The sequence below is a fragment of the Chryseobacterium proteolyticum genome, from assembly GCF_046591535.1.
GTDB classification, from domain to species: domain Bacteria; phylum Bacteroidota; class Bacteroidia; order Flavobacteriales; family Weeksellaceae; genus Chryseobacterium; species Chryseobacterium proteolyticum.
In genome coordinates this window covers 752,687-770,190 of record NZ_JBJLWK010000003.1, presented here as the reverse complement: position 1 = coordinate 770,190, position 17,504 = coordinate 752,687, and the positions used below count along the sequence as shown (strand labels likewise).

Sequence of the window (17,504 nt, the reverse complement as noted above, 5' to 3'; positions counted from 1 at the left end):
AATTAACCTTTTGCTTTAGCAATGATTTCTTCAGCAACGTTTTGTGGAGTCTGAGCGTATTTCTCTAATTCCATAGAAGATGTAGCTCTTCCTGATGAAAGTGTTCTTAGAGTTGTTACATATCCAAACATTTCAGAAAGTGGAACAGAACCTTTGATAACAACAGCACCGTTCTTTTCTTCCTGACCACTGATCGTACCTCTTCTCTTGTTAAGGTCACCAATAATGTTACCCATATATTCTTCCGGAGTTACAACTTCCAGTTTCATAATAGGCTCCATAATTACCGGCTTAGCAGCTTTACCAGCTTCCTTAAATCCTAATTTAGCAGCTAATTCGAAAGAAAGAGCATCAGAATCCACCGCGTGGAAAGATCCATCTTTAAGAGTAACTTTAATACCTTCAACTTCGAAACCAGCCAATGGACCGTTCTTCATTGCAGCTTTAAATCCTTTTTCAATTGCAGGAACGAATTCTCTTGGAACGTTACCACCTTTGATCTCATTGATGAATTCTAAACCAACTTTACCTTCGTCAGCAGGTCCTAGTTCAAATACAATATCAGCAAATTTACCTTTACCACCTGATTGTTTTTTGTAAACTTCTCTATGGCTGGCAACTTTTGTTAAGTTTTCTTTGTACTCTACCTGAGGTTGTCCTTGGTTCACCTCAACTTTGAACTCTCTCTTCATACGATCTACAATGATATCCAAGTGAAGCTCACCCATACCAGAGATAATCGTTTGTCCAGAAGCTTCGTCAGTTCTAACAGTAAACGTTGGATCTTCTTCAGCCAATTTCGCTAATGCGTTACCCATTTTATCCTGGTCCGCTTTAGTTTTAGGCTCAACAGCGATACCGATTACCGGATCAGGGAAAACCATCGATTCAAGAACGATTGGGTTTTTCTCATCACACATCGTATCACCAGTTTTGATAGATTTAAATCCTACTGCTGCACCAATATCTCCTGCTTCAATATATTCTACAGGATTTTGCTTGTTAGCGTGCATCTGATAGATTCTTGAGATTCTTTCTTTATCTCCAGAACGAGTGTTCAGGATATAAGAACCTGCATCTAATCTTCCAGAGTATGCTCTGAAGAATGCTAATCTTCCCACGAATGGGTCAGTAGCAATCTTAAATGCTAAAGCCGCGAAAGGCTCATTTACGTCTGGTTTTCTTGTAATTTCAGCGTCTGTTCTTGGATCAGTACCTTTGATATCATCTTTATCCAATGGAGAAGGCAAGTATTTACATACTGCATCCAACATGAACTGTACTCCTTTATTTTTGAATGAAGAACCACAAGTCATTGGGATAATAGATAAATCAATAGTAGCTTTTCTAAGAGCTTCGTTGATTTCTTCTTCAGAGATTGAATCCGGATCTTCGAAGAATTTCTCCATCAAAGTCTCATCATAGTCAGCTACAGCTTCAACTAATTTCTCTCTATATTCGTGAACCTCAGCTTTCATGTCTTCAGGAATTGGCACTACTTCAAAAGTAGCTCCTTGTCCTGCTTCATCCCAGATGATAGCTCTGTTTTTAATTAAGTCTACAACACCTTTAAAGTCTTCTTCAGCACCGATTGGTAAAACGATTGGAACTGCATTAGATCCTAACATTTCTTTAACTTGTTTTACAACGTTAAGGAAGTCAGCACCTTGTCTGTCCATTTTGTTTACGAATCCCATTCTAGCAACTTTGTAGTTGTCAGCAAGTCTCCAGTTTGTTTCAGACTGAGGCTCTACTCCATCTACTGCAGAGAATAAGAATACCAAACCATCCAATACTCTCAAAGATCTGTTTACTTCTACTGTGAAGTCAACGTGTCCCGGTGTATCGATGATGTTGAAGTGGTAAGGTTTAGTGTCGGCTACAGGTTTTCCTTGATCTGTTGGAAAGTTCCAAGAACAAGTAGTTGCAGCAGAAGTAATGGTAATACCTCTTTCTGCTTCCTGCTCCATCCAGTCCATTGTAGAAGCACCATCGTGAACCTCTCCAATTTTGTGGTTTACACCAGTATAGAATAAAATCCTTTCTGTAGTGGTAGTCTTACCTGCATCAATGTGAGCAGCGATACCAATATTTCTTGTAAATTTAAGATCTCTTCCCATTTCAGATTAGAATTTAAAGTGTGAGAAAGCTTTGTTAGCTTCCGCCATTTTATGAGTGTCACTTTTCTTTTTATAAGCAGCACCTTCTTCTCTAGAAGCAGCAACAATTTCGTTAGCTAATTTCAAAGCCATAGACTTATCATTTCTAGCTTTAGAATATTTAATTAACCATTTCATCGCCATAGAAATTTTTCTATCAGCTCTGATTGGCATTGGGATTTGGAAGTTAGCACCACCTACTCTTCTTGAACGAACTTCTACGTGAGGCATTACGTTAGTAAGGGCATCTTTCCAGATCTCAAGAGAAGTCTTTTCAGTTTCTCCTTTTTTAGTTTCTACAACGTCTAATGCATCATAGAAAATTTTGAATGCGATAGACTTTTTACCGTCTAGCATTAGGTTATTTACAAATCTAGTTACCAATTGATCATTAAATTTTGGATCTGGTAACAACGGTCTTTTTTTTCGCTTTTGTCTTTCTCATTGTTTTGTACCTTATTTAATGATTATTTTTTCTTTCCTTTAGCTGGTGCAGCAGCTGCCTGACCTGGTTTAGGTCTCTTAGCTCCGTACTTAGATCTTCTCTGTGTTCTTCCATTTACACCTGCAGTGTCTAATGCACCTCTTACGATGTGGTAACGTACTCCCGGTAGGTCTTTCACCCTTCCGCCTCTTACCAATACTATCGAGTGCTCTTGAAGATTATGTCCTTCGCCCGGGATGTAGGCGTTGACTTCTTTACCGTTTGAAAGTCTTACCCTTGCTACTTTTCTAAGTGCAGAGTTAGGTTTCTTAGGAGTGGTAGTATATACTCTCGTACATACACCTCGTCTTTGTGGACAAGAATCAAGGGCAGCCGATTTGCTCTTCTTGGCAAGCGTGGCTCTTCCTTTTCTTACTAATTGTTGAATAGTAGGCATTTAATTGCTTTTTATTTTAAGCTGCAAAATAGTAATATTTTTTTTAATTGACAAGTAGTTATGTATTTTTTATACACCTGAAACTAAAATATTTATTTGAATACTTCTTTGATTACTTTTCCTTTAGCGTACTGTAAAGGAACTCCTAAAAGTTCGGCAATAGTACTTGCTATATCAATCTGCTCATAATTTCCGGTACTAATCGTAGTGTTCTTTTTAAAATCCGGCCCAAGAGCAAAAAATTCAATATGCCTACATCCGTTACAACTGTCTCCGTGCTCGGCAAACCCACCATTGGCGTCCAAATGTCTTCCGTGATCATTAGAAACAATAAGAGTAGTTTTATCTTTATAGGCAGGAAGAGACTGAATATGATCCCATGCTTCCTTAATGGAGGCATCCGTCGTTTTTATTGCATTAATATAGGCATTCCAATTGTTAGCATGTCCATAAGAATCAACATCTTTTAAATTGATGACAATAATATTTGGTGCATATTGTCCCATTATATTTTTCACCCTGGAAATTGTTACATCATCAGCCCTGTAGCCTGAGCCATTTCCACTTACCCCGCAATCCGTACTTGGTTGGAATTTATCTTTCCAGTCTACCTGCTTGCAGTTATTTAAAACTTCCAGTTTATCTTTAGAAGATACAATCCAAGCTTTTGTTTTAGCTGCTCCGGTATATTTCAACCATTGTTGCATTACCGAAGGATAACCTGGTAACTCCGTACCATTATTCTTAATATTTTCATATACTCCGGAACACATGGCACTATGTCCGGGGTTGGTGCTCGTAGTTCCATTGTTTTTAAAATTACTGATAAATACTCCTTGACTCAAAAGGCTCACTCTATTAGGAATATTCTTTTTTGTTGATTCTTCCCAGGTCTCAGAAATACGGGGGCCATCTACAACCAATAAAACAACATTCTTGGTTTCATATTTTTTTTTCAGTAGGCGCTTGTCCGTCTTTATCTCTATCTGAACATGAAAAAATAAAAAGAAGGAACGCTAAAAGTAAAATAGTCTTTTTCATAATTTGTAGAATTTTGGTTCTAAAATTAGGAAAATACATCATCGAGTAACATTAATAAATTGTTATACATTTTTAAAATTAATCATAACAACAGTATGCAATAGAAATCACTAAACTAAAATTAATAAAAAGATTTCTTCATCTACTAGTCCACAATACGAACTTCAACGTTCTTATTCCACTTAAAATCCCGGATATTTCTTCTTAATGTCTCTGGATTAGTTTGCTCAAGCGCATAAATGGAAACCTCATCTTTTGATACGGCAATCATATTTTTAATCTTCAAAACGGCAATTTTTTTTCCAATTTCGTGGAATATGACCCTGAAACCATTCATCATATATTACTGCGATTTCATATTTCTTATTAGTAGTATATTGAATTAGAAAATTCTCAAATTCCTCATCTAAATTTCTTTTATCAGCGGTAAAAGGAATCATTTCTACAGATCCAAGCCCCACAATATCCAGCAAATGGATATCTGTATAGTAACTTATAGCACCAATATCATTTGCTACCACTTTAGATGTATTATAATAGGTATGTAAAAATCTTGCGGATTGTATTTGTTGTTCATAAATATTTTTTCCGCCATTCTCAAGAATACGATCTGCGAACCAACTTTTATAAAAAAGAAGCAGGATATTCATAATTACCAGGATAGTAATAAGTTTTTCTCCTTTGATGTAACTTTTATAGTCAGAAAACAGAGCAGATATTCTGGGAATAATTGCCATACAAAACCCTGTCAATATATAGGCTTCATACCTGAACATCCCTTTAAGATCAGCAAACATGGCATGACAAATCATTAAGAGGGAAAAAACAATTAGGAAAAAGTTCTTTATAATAACTTCTTTTAAAAACTTATTCCTGATAGTATCTCTGCATATGAAAACAGTACTTATTAAAATTGGAAAAATACCTATTTTATAAAAGCTTTTATTAAGGAATAAATGATCAAGAAAGATCGTTTTAAGCCGCACAAACATTTCAGATCCTAAAGTCAATTGAGTTCCTTTTACCACAACTGAATTGGGAAAAAAATAACCATCCTGCTGATAATTGAAATAACAGAATAGTAATACAGGGACAAAACCTGCAATTAAAACACCTAAGGCATTTTTCCATTTTTTAACCGTAATAAGAACACCAGCGAGGATCACAAAATAAAACATACTTTCGAAGCGGACCAGCCCCATCAATATAAGGGAAAGATAAAATGCCGGAACTGCCATCCTGCTCTTATTCCAATTGCTGAAGGAATATATATTGACGATAAAAAGAAATACCTGAAAAACATGTTCCATACCGGAGAGTACCTGCAAATGCAAAACAGCAAAAAACAAAGTAACCAACGTTGCTAAAACAGTATTTCTTACATTCCTGAAAGTTTCTCCATAATACATGGAAAGGAAATAAAGAATTCCTAACGCGAAGGCTATATTAAAATACAGAGGGATCTGATCATGATTACCGAATACCTGGATTAAAAAACTGATCATAAAAGTAAACAACGGAGAGGAAGAAGTAGAGGAAAACCCATACCTTGTAATTCCCCATACATCATGTAAAGCAAAATTCTTAGCGATAGCAAGATGAATATAAGCGTCGTCAAGAGGATATACATATTGTCCATCTGTTTTTGAAATACTAAGTATATAATAAAATATACAGATACCAAAAAATACAAAAAGAGATAAAAAGAAACTCTGCAAACCTATATTTCGCGATGACGACATTTTATGATAAATTATAAGAATACCAAAGATAAGTATCATCAATCAGGAACCTACTATTTCGGCACAATATTTACTGCATATATAGCATAAAAAAATAAACGTATGAAAAATGCCAGTATTATCGGTCTTAAAGAAACCGATTGTAAAAACATTTCGGAAAAGCTTAATGTACTATTAGCCAATTATTCAGTATTTTATCAAAACACAAGAGGTTCTCACTGGAACATCAAAGGTGACCAGTTTTTCACACTACACCCGAAATTTGAAGAATTATATAATAGCCTTGTATTAAAGATCGACGAAATTGCCGAAAGAATCCTGACCTTAGGAGCAACTCCCGGACATAATTATTCAGACTATTTAAAAATATCTACAATTAAAGAAAGTAAGGAAGTAAGTGACGGAACGAAAAGCGTAGAAATCATTTTAAATTCTTTCAAAGTAGTTTTGGATCTTCAGAGAGAGCTTCTTGATATTACCGAGAAAGCAGGAGATGAGGGAACAAATTCACAAATGAGCGACTATATTACGGAGCAGGAAAAAGAAGTATGGATGTATAACTCTTATCTGGGTAAATAACCCACAAAGATCATCGATATATAAAAAAAATCGTCTTACATTTAGACGATTTTTATTTTTAATTATTAAATTTGCGTTAAAATTACACAATATGCACGACGTACGATTGAATTCCATTCTAGATAATGATTTCTATAAAATAACCATGCAGAATGCCGTGGTCAAATTATTTCCAAGCTCCATAGTTAAATATGAATTTATCAACAGAGGAAAACATCAGTTTCCGGAAGGTTTTGATATTGCCCTAAGAGAAGCTGTAAACAAAATGGCCGAACTTAAACTCACCAAAGATGAGAAAAAGTTTATGGCGAGAACCTGTCCTTACATCGACCTTCCCTACCTTGATTTTTTGGAAGGGTACCATTATGATCCTTCCGAAGTAAAGATCCATCAGGATGGCGGTGATCTTTCGGTAACTGTTGAGGGGCTCTGGTACAGAACTATCTTGTGGGAAGTTCCTTTATTAGCATTGATCAGCGAGCTGCATTACGAAATGAACCATATGGAAAGGGATTCCAATGAAATCGTTATGCATAGAACCATAGAAAAAGCAGATTCATTAGGAAGGCTTGGTGTTACTTTCGCAGAATTCGGAACCAGAAGAAGGCATTCTTACAAAGTTCAGAACCTGGTGATGGAAGCGCTGACCCAAAAAAAAGACTCAACTTTCATAGGAAGTTCAAATGTTCATTTCGCCATGAAATATGGGGTAAAGCCTATCGGAACCCATGCACATGAATGGTTCATGTTTCATGCAGCCGAATATGGCTTCAAAATGGCCAACGAACTGGCCTTGGAACATTGGGTAGATGTGTACAGAGGTGACCTTGGGGTTGCTCTTTCAGACACATATACCACTGATGTGTTTTTCCAGCAGTTTGATAAAAAGTTTGCAAAGTTGTTTGACGGAGTACGCCATGATAGTGGTGATGCACTGGAATTTGCTGATAAGACGATCGCCCATTACAAGAACAATGGAATCAATCCACTCTTTAAATACATCATTTTCTCTGATGCATTAAATCTTGAAAAAGTAGAAGAAATCACTAAATACTGTAAAGGTAAAATCGGTGTTTCATTCGGAATCGGAACCAATCTTACCAATGATGTCGGTTTGAAACCGATGAATATAGTTATGAAATTAATTGGTGTACAGGCTCCAAATAAAGAATGGATCCCAACTGTAAAATTATCTGATGAACATGGAAAATATACAGGTGATCCAAAAATGATCGAATTAGCAAAAGAGTTTCTTAGAATAAAAGATTAAGTAGATGCTAGATGTCAGATCTCAGACTTATAACTAAATAACCACTATATCATGAAATTTAAAATTTATTTTTCTCTTAGTTTCCTGATAGCAACTTTATCTGTCGCTCAAGAGAAAAAAGAGGTAAAACCGAAATTCAACCAGGAACTGGCTACTTCGCTGGGAGCAGATCAATATGGAATGAAGGCTTATACTATTGTTATGCTTACAACAGGACCCGTAAAAATTGAAGACAAAGTTAAAATGAGTGAGATAATGAAGGGACATATGGCTAATATTGGAAAATTAGCTGACGAGGGAAAGATTATAGTAGCCGGACCTTTTTTGGAAAAGAATAAGGAAAATTATCGTGGACTGTTTATTTTCAATACCAAGTCTAAAGAAGAAGCCGAACAATGGGTAAAAACAGACCCTGCAGTAAAGGCCGGAGTCTTCAGCTATGAACTTCTTCCCTGGTATGGATCAGCTGCCTTGCCTCTGTACGTAAAGCATCACCAAGAGATCACTAAGGAAAATCCATAAACAGGCTTTTATCCTCTTTATATATTTAATTAAACAGGATGAATTACCTGAAAAACAAGAGACAATCTGGCTGTATTTGTTACAACTGTCCTTAATTGCTTTTGTTTTATATTATTTATTTCCAATTAAAATAATAATTATATCTTCACCCATAACAAAATAACAACAATGAAAATAAGACTATTTGTTTTGATATTTTTAGTATCAGCAAAACTACTCTTCGGGCAAAATACTCCAAAAGAATATACGGAGAAAGTAAAAAAGGCCGAAGGATTTTATAAAGCCAAGGATTTTAAAAACTCTGCTAATAATTATTCCGAAGCATTTAGGTCTAATGGGTGGAAAGCCTCTCTTAATGACAGATATAATGCAGCATGCTCATGGGCAATGGCATCCGTAACGGATAGCGCATTTTCTCAGCTGGAAAAAATTGCTACTCAATTTAGTAATTATAACCATATAACAGGAGATACGGATCTGAACTCTTTGCATGCAGATGTTCGATGGAAGCCATTGCTTGAAAAAATTAAACTCAACAAGGAGAAAGCAGATGCCAAATTGAATAAACCTCTGGTTGAAAAGCTTGGAAGCATTTATAATGAAGATCAAAACGGTAGACGCGAGATTGGAGAAATTGAAAAAAAATACGGCCGGGATTCAAAGGAAATGCAAGAGCATTGGAGAACTATAATTAAAAAGGATTCTTTAAATTTAATAGAAGTAAAAGCTATTCTTGATAAATATGGTTGGTTAGGCCCTGATGTAGTAGGTAACCAAGGAAACAATACCTTATTTCTTGTTATACAACATGCTGATTTGGAGACGCAGGTAAAATATTTGCCCATGATGAGGGAAGCTGTAAAAAATGGAAAAGCCCAAAGCGGTAGCTTAGCTCTTTTAGAGGATAGAATTGCTTTAAGACAAGGTAAAAAGCAAATTTATGGAAGCCAGATTGGACAAGATCCTGAAACTCACGCATTTTATGTATCACCTTTAGAAGATCCTGACCATGTAGATAAAAGACGGGCAGAAGTTGGACTTCCTCCATTAGCAGAATATGTAACCCATTGGAATATGAAGTGGGACCCGGAACAATACAAAAAAGATCTACCGAATCTCGAAGCCAAAGAAAAACGCAAATAGAATAAAATTATTTTCTGATAGTTCTATTCTCATGGAATAATTTACTACTTTAGTGTATATAACTCATTCTTATTTACTTAATTATAAAAAAGTAATAAAAAATCACTAAACAAAAAAAAATTAAACCATGAAAAAATCTAATTCAAAAAAACTTTCAAGAACAGAATTAAAAGATGTAATGGGAGGAACATTGTATCCGGCACAATGCCCGGGAGGATGCCCTGGTGAGGCCTTGATCAGATGTCCTGACGGCTCTACCACGATGACTAATTTTATATGTATGGGTGGAAGATGCGAACCGGCCGCAATGTGCAAGCCATTGGTTCTTGAGCCGTTCCCGGATCCGATTATCATCACGCCATAATCTGACCAAAGACAATATACAAAGTGAGCTTTCCGGCTCACTTTTTTTATTCATAAATCAAAAAAATGCCGGAATCCTCACATTCCGGCAAACAAAACTAACATGTAATAAAATTGAAAGAATTATAATGTTGCTTTGTATTTTTTCTGATATGCATAATAGAAAATAACAGGCAATACGGTAAAAGACAATATCATGCATATAATCAATCCTCCCACGATCATAATGGCTAAAGGCTTTTGAATCTCAGACCCCATTCCATTGGACATTGCTGCGGGAAAAAGTCCCATTGATCCCATCAAGGCAATCATTATCACCGGTCTGATTCTGCTTTGAACTCCCTGGCTGATTGCTTCTTTCAGGGACATTTTATTCTGAAGATTTTCTTTCATAACCCCTATTAATACAATTCCGTCAATTGTTGCAACACCAAACAGGATAATAAACCCTATTCCCGCTGAAATTCCAAAAATAGTTCCGGTAAACCAAAGTGATAAAAACCCGCCAATAAATGCAAAAGCCAATGTTACAGATGAAATCAGTGTATCTTTAATGTTACCGAAGTTAAAGTAAAGCAACATCAGGATAAGCAAGAGAGAAATCGGAACAACCATTGCCAACTGTTTGGCAGCCCTCTCTTTACTTTCGAATTCCCCTGCCCAGGTCATTTTATGGTTTTTAGGAATATGTACATCTTTTGCTACTTTTGCTTTTGCATCTTTAATCGTACTTCCAAGATCTCGTCCCTCAATATTAAATCCGACACCAATATATCGGCTATTACCTTCGCGATAAATAAAGGATGGCCCGGTATGGTAGTCAATCGTTGCAATTTCCTTCAACGGCACCTTCTTATTATCCTGTGTCGGAATCAGAATATTTCCTATTTTCTCCGGATTATCACGATATTGTTTTTCAAATCTTAGCATCACGTCAAACATCCTTTCATCTTCATAGAATTTTGTTGCTGCCTGCCCTCCGATAGTCATTTCAATCACCGCCTGTGCATCAGCAGTTGAGACACCGTATTTTGCCATTTTGGAATCATGAAGCTGGATCCTTAATTCCGGTAAGCCTATATTTTTAAAAACATTCACATCGGAAATTCCGGGTACGGTTCTAATGGAATTCGCAACCTGATTGGCATAGTTTTCAAGCTGGAAAAGGTCATTACCAAAAATCTTGATCACCAGAGGAGCCTTTACCCCTGCCACATATTCTTCCACATTATCCTGAATAGGCTGGCTGAACCCAAAATTAATGCCGGGATATTTTTCCAGCGAAACCCTCATTTCCTCCAGAAGTTCTTCTTTGGAAATCTTTTTCTTCCATTCATTTTCAGGTTTTAACTGAATATTAAATTCAATATTAAAAAACCCCGTCGGGTCTGTTCCGTCATTCGGACGACCGGTTTGCGTCATTACAAATTCCACTTCATCATATCTGGAAAGTATTTGTTTCATTTCTTTAGTAAGCCTCACGGATTCATCGAGATTTACACTATTGGGAAGGGTGGCACGAACGTAAATTGCCCCTTCATTAAGCTTTGGTAAAAATTCCGATCCATAATTGGAAAACCTCCATCCACAAATAACCAAAAGAACCCCAAATCCAATAATAAAAGCTTTTTTGTAGCGGGCGCTCAACTCGTAAAGCTTATAAATGTTCACCCTGAAAAATTTCGAAATAAAATTCTCCTTTTCTTCTATATCCTTCGTGAGCAAAAGTTTACACATTGCAGGAACATAAGTTAAACTCAGAATCAAAGACCCCAGTAAAGCATATCCCAGGGTAAATGCCAATGGAGAAAACATTTTACCTTCTACTTTCTGGAAGGAGAAAATAGGCATTAACGCTACAATAAGAATTAAAAGGGCAAAGAAAATATACCCTGCAACACTTCCCGCACTTTTCTTGATAATGCCCAGTTTCGACATTTTATTGAATCGCCGTAAGCCTACCTTTTTGGCCTTTTGTTCGAGAGCTACAAAAACATGCTCTACAATAACGAGTGTACCCTCAAGAAGCAGTCCAAAGTCAAGGGCTCCCATTGAAATAAGATTAGCCGGCAATCCCTGGATCCTCAGCATAATGATCGCAAATAAAAATGCTAAAGGAATAACTGACGCCACAATAAATGTTGTTCGCCAATTGTATAAAAATATAAATACAATAATAGATACCAGAATCACCCCTTCCACCAAATTTTTGGATACGGTATGCACAGTGGTATTTACAAGTTCTGTACGATCGATGATAGGAACGATCTTTACATCGCCTGGCAATTCTCCTCCGTTCAATTCACCTATTCTTTCTTTAAGACGTCCAATCACCTCACTCGGATTCTCCCCACGAAGCATGATCACAATTCCTTCTACAACATCATTTTCTTTATTGTACCCCACCTGCCCTAACCTTGGCTTGGCAGAAACTTTTACTTCAGCCACATGCTTCACCAGGATCGGGGTGGATCCTTTAACCTCAATTTGTATGTTTTCAATATCTTCTTTACTTTCCAGAAGCCCTATACCACGAACCACATATGCCTGATCTCCTTTTGAAACCACATCTCCCCCTACATTAATATTACTTTTGGAAACAGCTTCATAAACATCCAATGGCGAAAGATCATAATTATGTAATTCAGTTGGATTGATCTTTATTTCATAAATCTTTTCTTCTCCCCCGAAACTTACAACATCCGCAACCCCCGGGACCGCACGAAGCTCTCTTTCAATCACCCAATCCTGAATAGAGGTAACCTCTTTAATAGGCAATTTACTTTTAATGATGTATCTGTAAATTTCTCCGGTAGCACCTGAAGGTGGTTCTATACTGTAATTTGCTCCATTAGGAAGTTCAACATTTCCCAATCGGTTCGAAGCATACTGCTGGGCATAAAAATCATCCACATGATCATCAAAAATAACCGTCACCACAGATAAACCAAATAAAGAAATAGACCTTACTGAGGTTTTATTCGGTATTGTGCTCATTTCTTTTGAAATTGGCAGCGTGACAAACTTTTCTATCTCTTCAGCACTTCGTCCCGGCCATTGTGTAATTACCCTCACCCTGGTGTTGGTAACATCCGGAAACGCTTCTATTGGAGTATGCATATAAGAATAAATTCCACCAGCAAGCAAAAGCAGAGTACCCAGAAGTACAATCAAAGAATTTTTTAACGAGAAAGAAACTATACTTTGTACAAATTTTCGCATTACTTCGTAGAATTATTGGATTGATTTTTCATGTTTTCGTAGATAAGCAATCCATTGGAAGCAATAACCATCTCCCCTTCTTTAAGGTCTCCTTCTACATAAATGTACTGACTGTTGGATGCCACTTCGGTAACGGCTCTCATTTCTATGGCACAATCTTTTTTATAGACCACAACATAACTTTGGTTATTATCAAAGATCAGAGCTTTGGCAGGAATTGCCAATGCTGTTCTGTTTTGTGCATTAATAGGTAAAACAATATCTGCAGACATTCCCGGTCTAAGTTTCATATTATTATTGTCCATAATAATTTTAGCTTTCAACACTCTTTCATTTTCATTAAAAACCTGGGAGATGACATTAATCTTTCCGGAAAAACTATCATCCGGATAGGCAAGCGTTTTTACCACTACAGGCTGATTCACGTACACATGTCTCATATTGGTAGCATACACATTAGCCATTACCCACACCTTATCAAGATTAGAAATGGTAAAAAGCTGTTCACCTCCGGCAGTTACAGGCATACCGGTAGAAATATTTTTAGCAATTACGTAACCATCTGCAGGAGCTTTAACCTGCATATTTGTACTGCCTGCAGAATACAGCTGCATATTCTTTTTGGTTTTGGACATATTGGACTGTATGATCTGAACTTCAGACCTTGCTTCCTGCAAATCTTTTTGTGAGGCAATATCATCTTTATACATTGCCTCCACAGAAGAGAGCTTTCTTTTAGCAACAGCCAGCTGAGCCTGTAAAGTTTGGGTATCATCCTGCATTTCGTTTAGGGATACACTTTTTATACTGGCAAGGACTTGTCCTTTTTTCACATAATCACCCAAGGAAAAATAAGTATCCGTAACCACTCCATCCACTAAACTTACAAAAGGAACTGTTTTATCAGAATTGCTTTCAACTTCTCCGGTAAGAGTAATACTTTCTTCCACAGGGCGCATTTCTACTTTTGCCAGCTTAAGATCTTTTTTTAGCTCTTTGCTAATGCAGTAGTTTTCGGATCCCGTATTTTCATTGAGCTTTTTCTCTGTGCAACCGGTCAGGACAACAAGTGCTAAAAAATAGCCAGCTGCTATATATTTTGTGCTATTCATTTTCATATTTATAAGTCTTGCCCTACAACGTACTGCAGGTTTTCATAATATTGATTAAGTTCTTTTTTCGTATCGAGTATGATCATTTTATTTCCAATGTAGGTTTCCAGGAAATCCATATATTCCAGCATGCTGATATTTCTCAGCCTGAAGTTTTTCTCATGACTGGCCAATAAACCATCCAAAGTACTTTCATACGATCCATCAAGTTCCTCAGAAATCTTTTGCGTTCGGGTATAATTCTGAAATACGGAAACGATTTCATTTTCCGATTTAAGGATGTTTTTGCGGGTCTCAAAATTGGATTTGGTAACCTCCAGTTTAGCCTCCTGGATATTTCCTTTATTTCTGTCGAAAACCGGAAGGTCAAATGAAATACCCAACCCTACAAAATCCTTCATTATATTTCCACCCCGGTCATATCCCACGGAGAGCGCTATATCAGGAGTTCTGAGAGCTCGTTGTAATTCAAGATTTTTTTTGTGCGTATTTCTCTTTATTTTTTGTAATCTGGATGTCCGGACGATTTTCTTTGGCAATATTCAGCCAGTTGGATAATTCCAATTCAGAAAGCTCCTTTTCAGGAATTGACAAATGATCTGTAATAACAAGATAAGATGTAGCCGGAAGAATGAGTAAAGCTTTCAACTCGACCTGTTGTTCCGCAATTTCCTGTTGTAATGAAATTAATTTCTTTTTGAATTCAATTTCCTGGGCCTTCAGCCTCACATATTCGGATTTGCTTATGTTTCCAAGGTTTAACTGATTCTGATAGGATTTTGTTAGTTTTTCTATAGAAGAAATCTGACCGCGATACAGTTTCTGCTGTTCCTGATTGTAGATAACCTCTGTCAGAGTATTTCGCAATAACTTTTTCAGCTCACGCAATACTTCCTGCAATTCATACTTTTCTCCATCTACTTCAATTTTCTGTAGTTCTATATTTTTCCTCCTTTTTCTTGCAGTCTGGATTACCTGCTCTATCTCAGCAGAGAATTGGGTATTCCTTCCCCAATTCCCTATTAAAGCCGGCTGCTGTTCGATATCGTAAGTACGCCAAAGATTAACTTCATTGACAGTCAGCTTAGGATTAGGCCAGAATTTCGCCTGAACGACACGGGCTTCCGCCTGGGAAATTTCCAGTTTTTGCGCAATAATATCCAGGTTATTCGCAAGAAATAATGTTTCCGCTTCTTTTCTTCCAATCTGCAAGGTGTCCGCAATTTGTGCCGAAAAGAATCCGAAAAAATGAATATAGAATAGTGTAAAAATGATTTTCTTCAAGGTCTTCTGTTTAAGACCACAAAGCTATTTTGTAAACATTAAAGCCAATTCCAAATACCATTAAGATTCGGTTAATCCAAAATTAGAATTCGATTAGAAAACTATTTTGTAACCGGAAATATGAGCGATATCTGGGTTCCTGAGCCCACAACAGAATTAATTTTCATCTGAATATGATGATGATCGAATATGCTTTTAGATAAGGATAGGCCAATGCCACTTCCTTTTATATTATCCACATTTTTTCCGCGATAAAAAGTTTCCGTGATCTTTTGAAGATCATCCTCCGAAATACCTCTGCCCCGGTCCTTAACTTCAATCAATAAATGTCTATCCTGTTCTTCAGACAACACAATCTCTACAGAATGATGCCCGGAATATTTAATAGCATTTTCAACAATATTGTACAATGCCAGATAAAGCAAAGTTTCATTACCAGGAAATTCCAGTAAATCCGGAGTGTTTACCAAAAGGTTGATTTTAATAGAAGAGTTATTTTCCTGGGCTTTAGGATTCAGCTTTTCATATATCTTCCAGATCAGCTCGTCAATTCTTACCTGCTGGTGAGAATTTTCAAGCTTGGTAAGACCTGACATCAACAGCAGGTTATTAAGGATACTTTCAATTTCATATACGTTATCCAATGATTCCTTGACCACTTTTCGGTATTCTTCAGGCGTCCGGTCCTTTTGAGCAAAAACCTCAAGATTGCCAGAGATAGCGGCTAATGGTGTTTTAAATTCATGAGACACATAGTTGATAAAATTCTGCTGAAGCAAAATACTTTCAGAAATTCTTCCAAACAATTTATTATAGGACTTGATCAGGTCATCTATTTCATCATGAGTATGGGTAGATGTAATTGCGCTGGAAATATTGGTATAATCTACATTATTGATCCTATCCACAACATTGGATAGAGGTTTATACACGATTTTGGAAAGATACCTGCTCAGGAAATAAATAACAAGTAATCCTAAAATCAGTACTGCCAGCATAATTATGGAAAGCCTTACCATTTGTGATTTAAAAGAATCATTCGGGGCTTTGACAAAAACGACAAAGTCACCCTGATTATCCGGATAGAATATGCCGTAATAAAAATTATTCCCGGCCATAAACTGTACCATCTTATTATTTCTTGCAGACTTCAGATGAAGTGCTTTGATATTCTTATCATTCAGGTTCTGCCCAAAAGTAACTTCATTGTATTTATTGTAAACGGCTACTTTTTTATTCTCTATCAAATGATTGTATTCCGTTTTTATCTGGGCATGCCTGCTTTTTGGCAATTCATCTTTTTCCAGATAATAAATGGCAGAAATAAGGGCCGTATTTCTTAATCTTTCAAAATAAGAGATTCTGGTACTGTCATAATAAGCAAAAAACACCACCGCAAAAGCGATGATGGTAACAATACCGAATGAAAGACTCGAAATTATGGTAAACCTGTTTCTTAACGTCATCTTTAATCTTTAATCAGATATCCTGTTCCTTTAATTGTGTGGATAATCTTTTGATCCGTTTCATTAATTTTATTCCGCACATAAGAAATGTACACATCAACAACATTCGTTGTACTGTCAAAATCAATTCCCCATACATTATGTAAGATCTGAGTCCTGCTCAGAACTTTGTTTTTATTTTCTAAAAGGAAAGTCAAAAGTTTATATTCTGTAGGGGAAAGTTCAATTTCTTTATTATCCTGAACCACTTTGTGGAGATCTGTATCAATTGTAAGGTTACCACAACGTAAAAGCTGCGATCCTTCCTGATAGCTTAATTTATTTCTTCTGGTCAATGCTTTGATTCTCGAAATCAATTCTTCAAAATGGAATGGCTTTGATAAATAATCATCGGCTCCCAGATCAAGCATTTTTATTTTATCATCAGGACTATTCAGAGCGCTAAGAACCAAAATCGGAGTATAATTTTTTTTGAAGCGGATGATCTGCGTCAGCTGCATTCCATCCAGCCCTGGCAACATAATATCCATGAGAATAATATCAAAGTCATAGGTACTGATTAGATCACGGGCTTTCTCTCCGGAATCTGCGAGAACCATTTGATATCCGGCCTCGCCCAAGCCTTTGACAAGAAATTTACTGATTCGCTCATCATCCTCTACTAACAAAATGTTCATAAACACTTAAATTTCCTATAAATATAAGTATTCTTATTCAGAA

Annotated in this window: 17 protein-coding genes; 5 read left to right on the top strand and 12 right to left on the bottom strand. The window is 36.5% G+C overall.

Translation table 11 applies throughout. The features are described 5' to 3' along the window. Positions 1-2: 2 nt before the first annotated feature. The 6 genes from fusA to ACJ5H0_RS14495 form a co-directional block, all read right to left on the bottom strand. Positions 3-2,120, bottom strand: a complete 2,118-nt coding sequence (fusA, locus tag ACJ5H0_RS14520) for an elongation factor G (RefSeq protein WP_172284564.1) — start codon at positions 2,118-2,120, stop codon at positions 3-5. Between the two features lie 6 nt (positions 2,121-2,126). Next, on the bottom strand, positions 2,127-2,573 hold the full coding sequence (rpsG, locus tag ACJ5H0_RS14515; protein WP_411250029.1) for a 30S ribosomal protein S7: 447 nt from the start codon (positions 2,571-2,573) through the stop codon (positions 2,127-2,129). A 53-nt stretch (positions 2,574-2,626) separates the two neighbouring features. Beyond that, entirely contained in the window at positions 2,627-3,040 is a 414-nt protein-coding gene (rpsL, locus tag ACJ5H0_RS14510) for a 30S ribosomal protein S12 (RefSeq protein ID WP_002983146.1), read from the bottom strand. A gap of 92 nt (positions 3,041-3,132) precedes the next feature. Continuing rightward, positions 3,133-3,963 carry a sulfatase-like hydrolase/transferase gene (locus ACJ5H0_RS14505; protein ID WP_411250028.1) on the bottom strand — a complete coding sequence of 277 codons (831 nt, stop codon included), beginning with the start codon at positions 3,961-3,963 and terminating at the stop codon, positions 3,133-3,135. A 263-nt stretch (positions 3,964-4,226) separates the two neighbouring features. Then, a complete protein-coding gene (locus ACJ5H0_RS14500; RefSeq protein ID WP_411250027.1) occupies positions 4,227-4,352 on the bottom strand; it encodes a hypothetical protein in 126 nt (41 codons plus the stop codon). A gap of 4 nt (positions 4,353-4,356) precedes the next feature. Then, on the bottom strand, positions 4,357-5,823 hold the full coding sequence (locus ACJ5H0_RS14495) for a hypothetical protein (RefSeq protein ID WP_411250026.1): 1,467 nt from the start codon (positions 5,821-5,823) through the stop codon (positions 4,357-4,359). 102 nt (positions 5,824-5,925) lie between these two features. On the opposite strand from ACJ5H0_RS14495, the gene ACJ5H0_RS14490 reads away from it, so the two are divergent. From ACJ5H0_RS14490 to ACJ5H0_RS14470, 5 genes are all read left to right on the top strand, one after another. After that, on the top strand, positions 5,926-6,402 hold the full coding sequence (locus ACJ5H0_RS14490; RefSeq protein ID WP_172284572.1) for a Dps family protein: 477 nt from the start codon (positions 5,926-5,928) through the stop codon (positions 6,400-6,402). A 91-nt stretch (positions 6,403-6,493) separates the two neighbouring features. Next, positions 6,494-7,672 (top strand): nicotinate phosphoribosyltransferase, encoded by a 1,179-nt coding sequence (gene pncB, locus ACJ5H0_RS14485; protein ID WP_172284574.1) that lies wholly within the window; start codon positions 6,494-6,496, stop codon positions 7,670-7,672. A 51-nt stretch (positions 7,673-7,723) separates the two neighbouring features. Further along, the gene (locus tag ACJ5H0_RS14480) at positions 7,724-8,194 is read left to right on the top strand and encodes a YciI family protein (RefSeq protein ID WP_411250025.1); all 471 of its coding nucleotides are present in this window, start codon (positions 7,724-7,726) and stop codon (positions 8,192-8,194) included. A gap of 168 nt (positions 8,195-8,362) precedes the next feature. Further along, a complete protein-coding gene (locus ACJ5H0_RS14475) occupies positions 8,363-9,337 on the top strand; it encodes a DUF6624 domain-containing protein (RefSeq protein ID WP_411250024.1) in 975 nt (324 codons plus the stop codon). A 127-nt stretch (positions 9,338-9,464) separates the two neighbouring features. After that, complete coding sequence (locus tag ACJ5H0_RS14470) at positions 9,465-9,701, top strand: hypothetical protein (protein ID WP_172284580.1); 237 nt, start codon at positions 9,465-9,467, stop codon at positions 9,699-9,701. Positions 9,702-9,823: 122 nt separating this feature from the next. Here the strand turns inward: ACJ5H0_RS14470 and ACJ5H0_RS14465 are convergent, their stop codons facing one another. From ACJ5H0_RS14465 to ACJ5H0_RS14440, 6 genes are all read right to left on the bottom strand, one after another. Then, positions 9,824-12,922, bottom strand: a complete 3,099-nt coding sequence (locus ACJ5H0_RS14465) for an efflux RND transporter permease subunit (RefSeq protein ID WP_411250023.1) — start codon at positions 12,920-12,922, stop codon at positions 9,824-9,826. Next, the gene (locus ACJ5H0_RS14460) at positions 12,922-14,034 is read right to left on the bottom strand and encodes an efflux RND transporter periplasmic adaptor subunit (RefSeq protein ID WP_411250022.1); all 1,113 of its coding nucleotides are present in this window, start codon (positions 14,032-14,034) and stop codon (positions 12,922-12,924) included. Before ACJ5H0_RS14460 ends, ACJ5H0_RS14465 begins: the two co-directional genes overlap by 1 nt. Positions 14,035-14,042: 8 nt before the next feature. Then, entirely contained in the window at positions 14,043-14,573 is a 531-nt protein-coding gene (locus ACJ5H0_RS14455; protein ID WP_411250021.1) for a TolC family protein, read from the bottom strand. Then, positions 14,503-15,318 carry a TolC family protein gene (locus tag ACJ5H0_RS14450; RefSeq protein ID WP_411250020.1) on the bottom strand — a complete coding sequence of 272 codons (816 nt, stop codon included), beginning with the start codon at positions 15,316-15,318 and terminating at the stop codon, positions 14,503-14,505. The genes ACJ5H0_RS14455 and ACJ5H0_RS14450 overlap by 71 nt, the downstream gene beginning before the upstream one ends. A 101-nt stretch (positions 15,319-15,419) precedes the next feature. Beyond that, on the bottom strand, positions 15,420-16,784 hold the full coding sequence (locus ACJ5H0_RS14445; RefSeq protein ID WP_411250019.1) for a sensor histidine kinase: 1,365 nt from the start codon (positions 16,782-16,784) through the stop codon (positions 15,420-15,422). A 2-nt stretch (positions 16,785-16,786) separates the two neighbouring features. Beyond that, the gene (locus ACJ5H0_RS14440) at positions 16,787-17,461 is read right to left on the bottom strand and encodes a response regulator transcription factor (RefSeq protein WP_411250018.1); all 675 of its coding nucleotides are present in this window, start codon (positions 17,459-17,461) and stop codon (positions 16,787-16,789) included. Positions 17,462-17,504 lie beyond the last annotated feature (43 nt).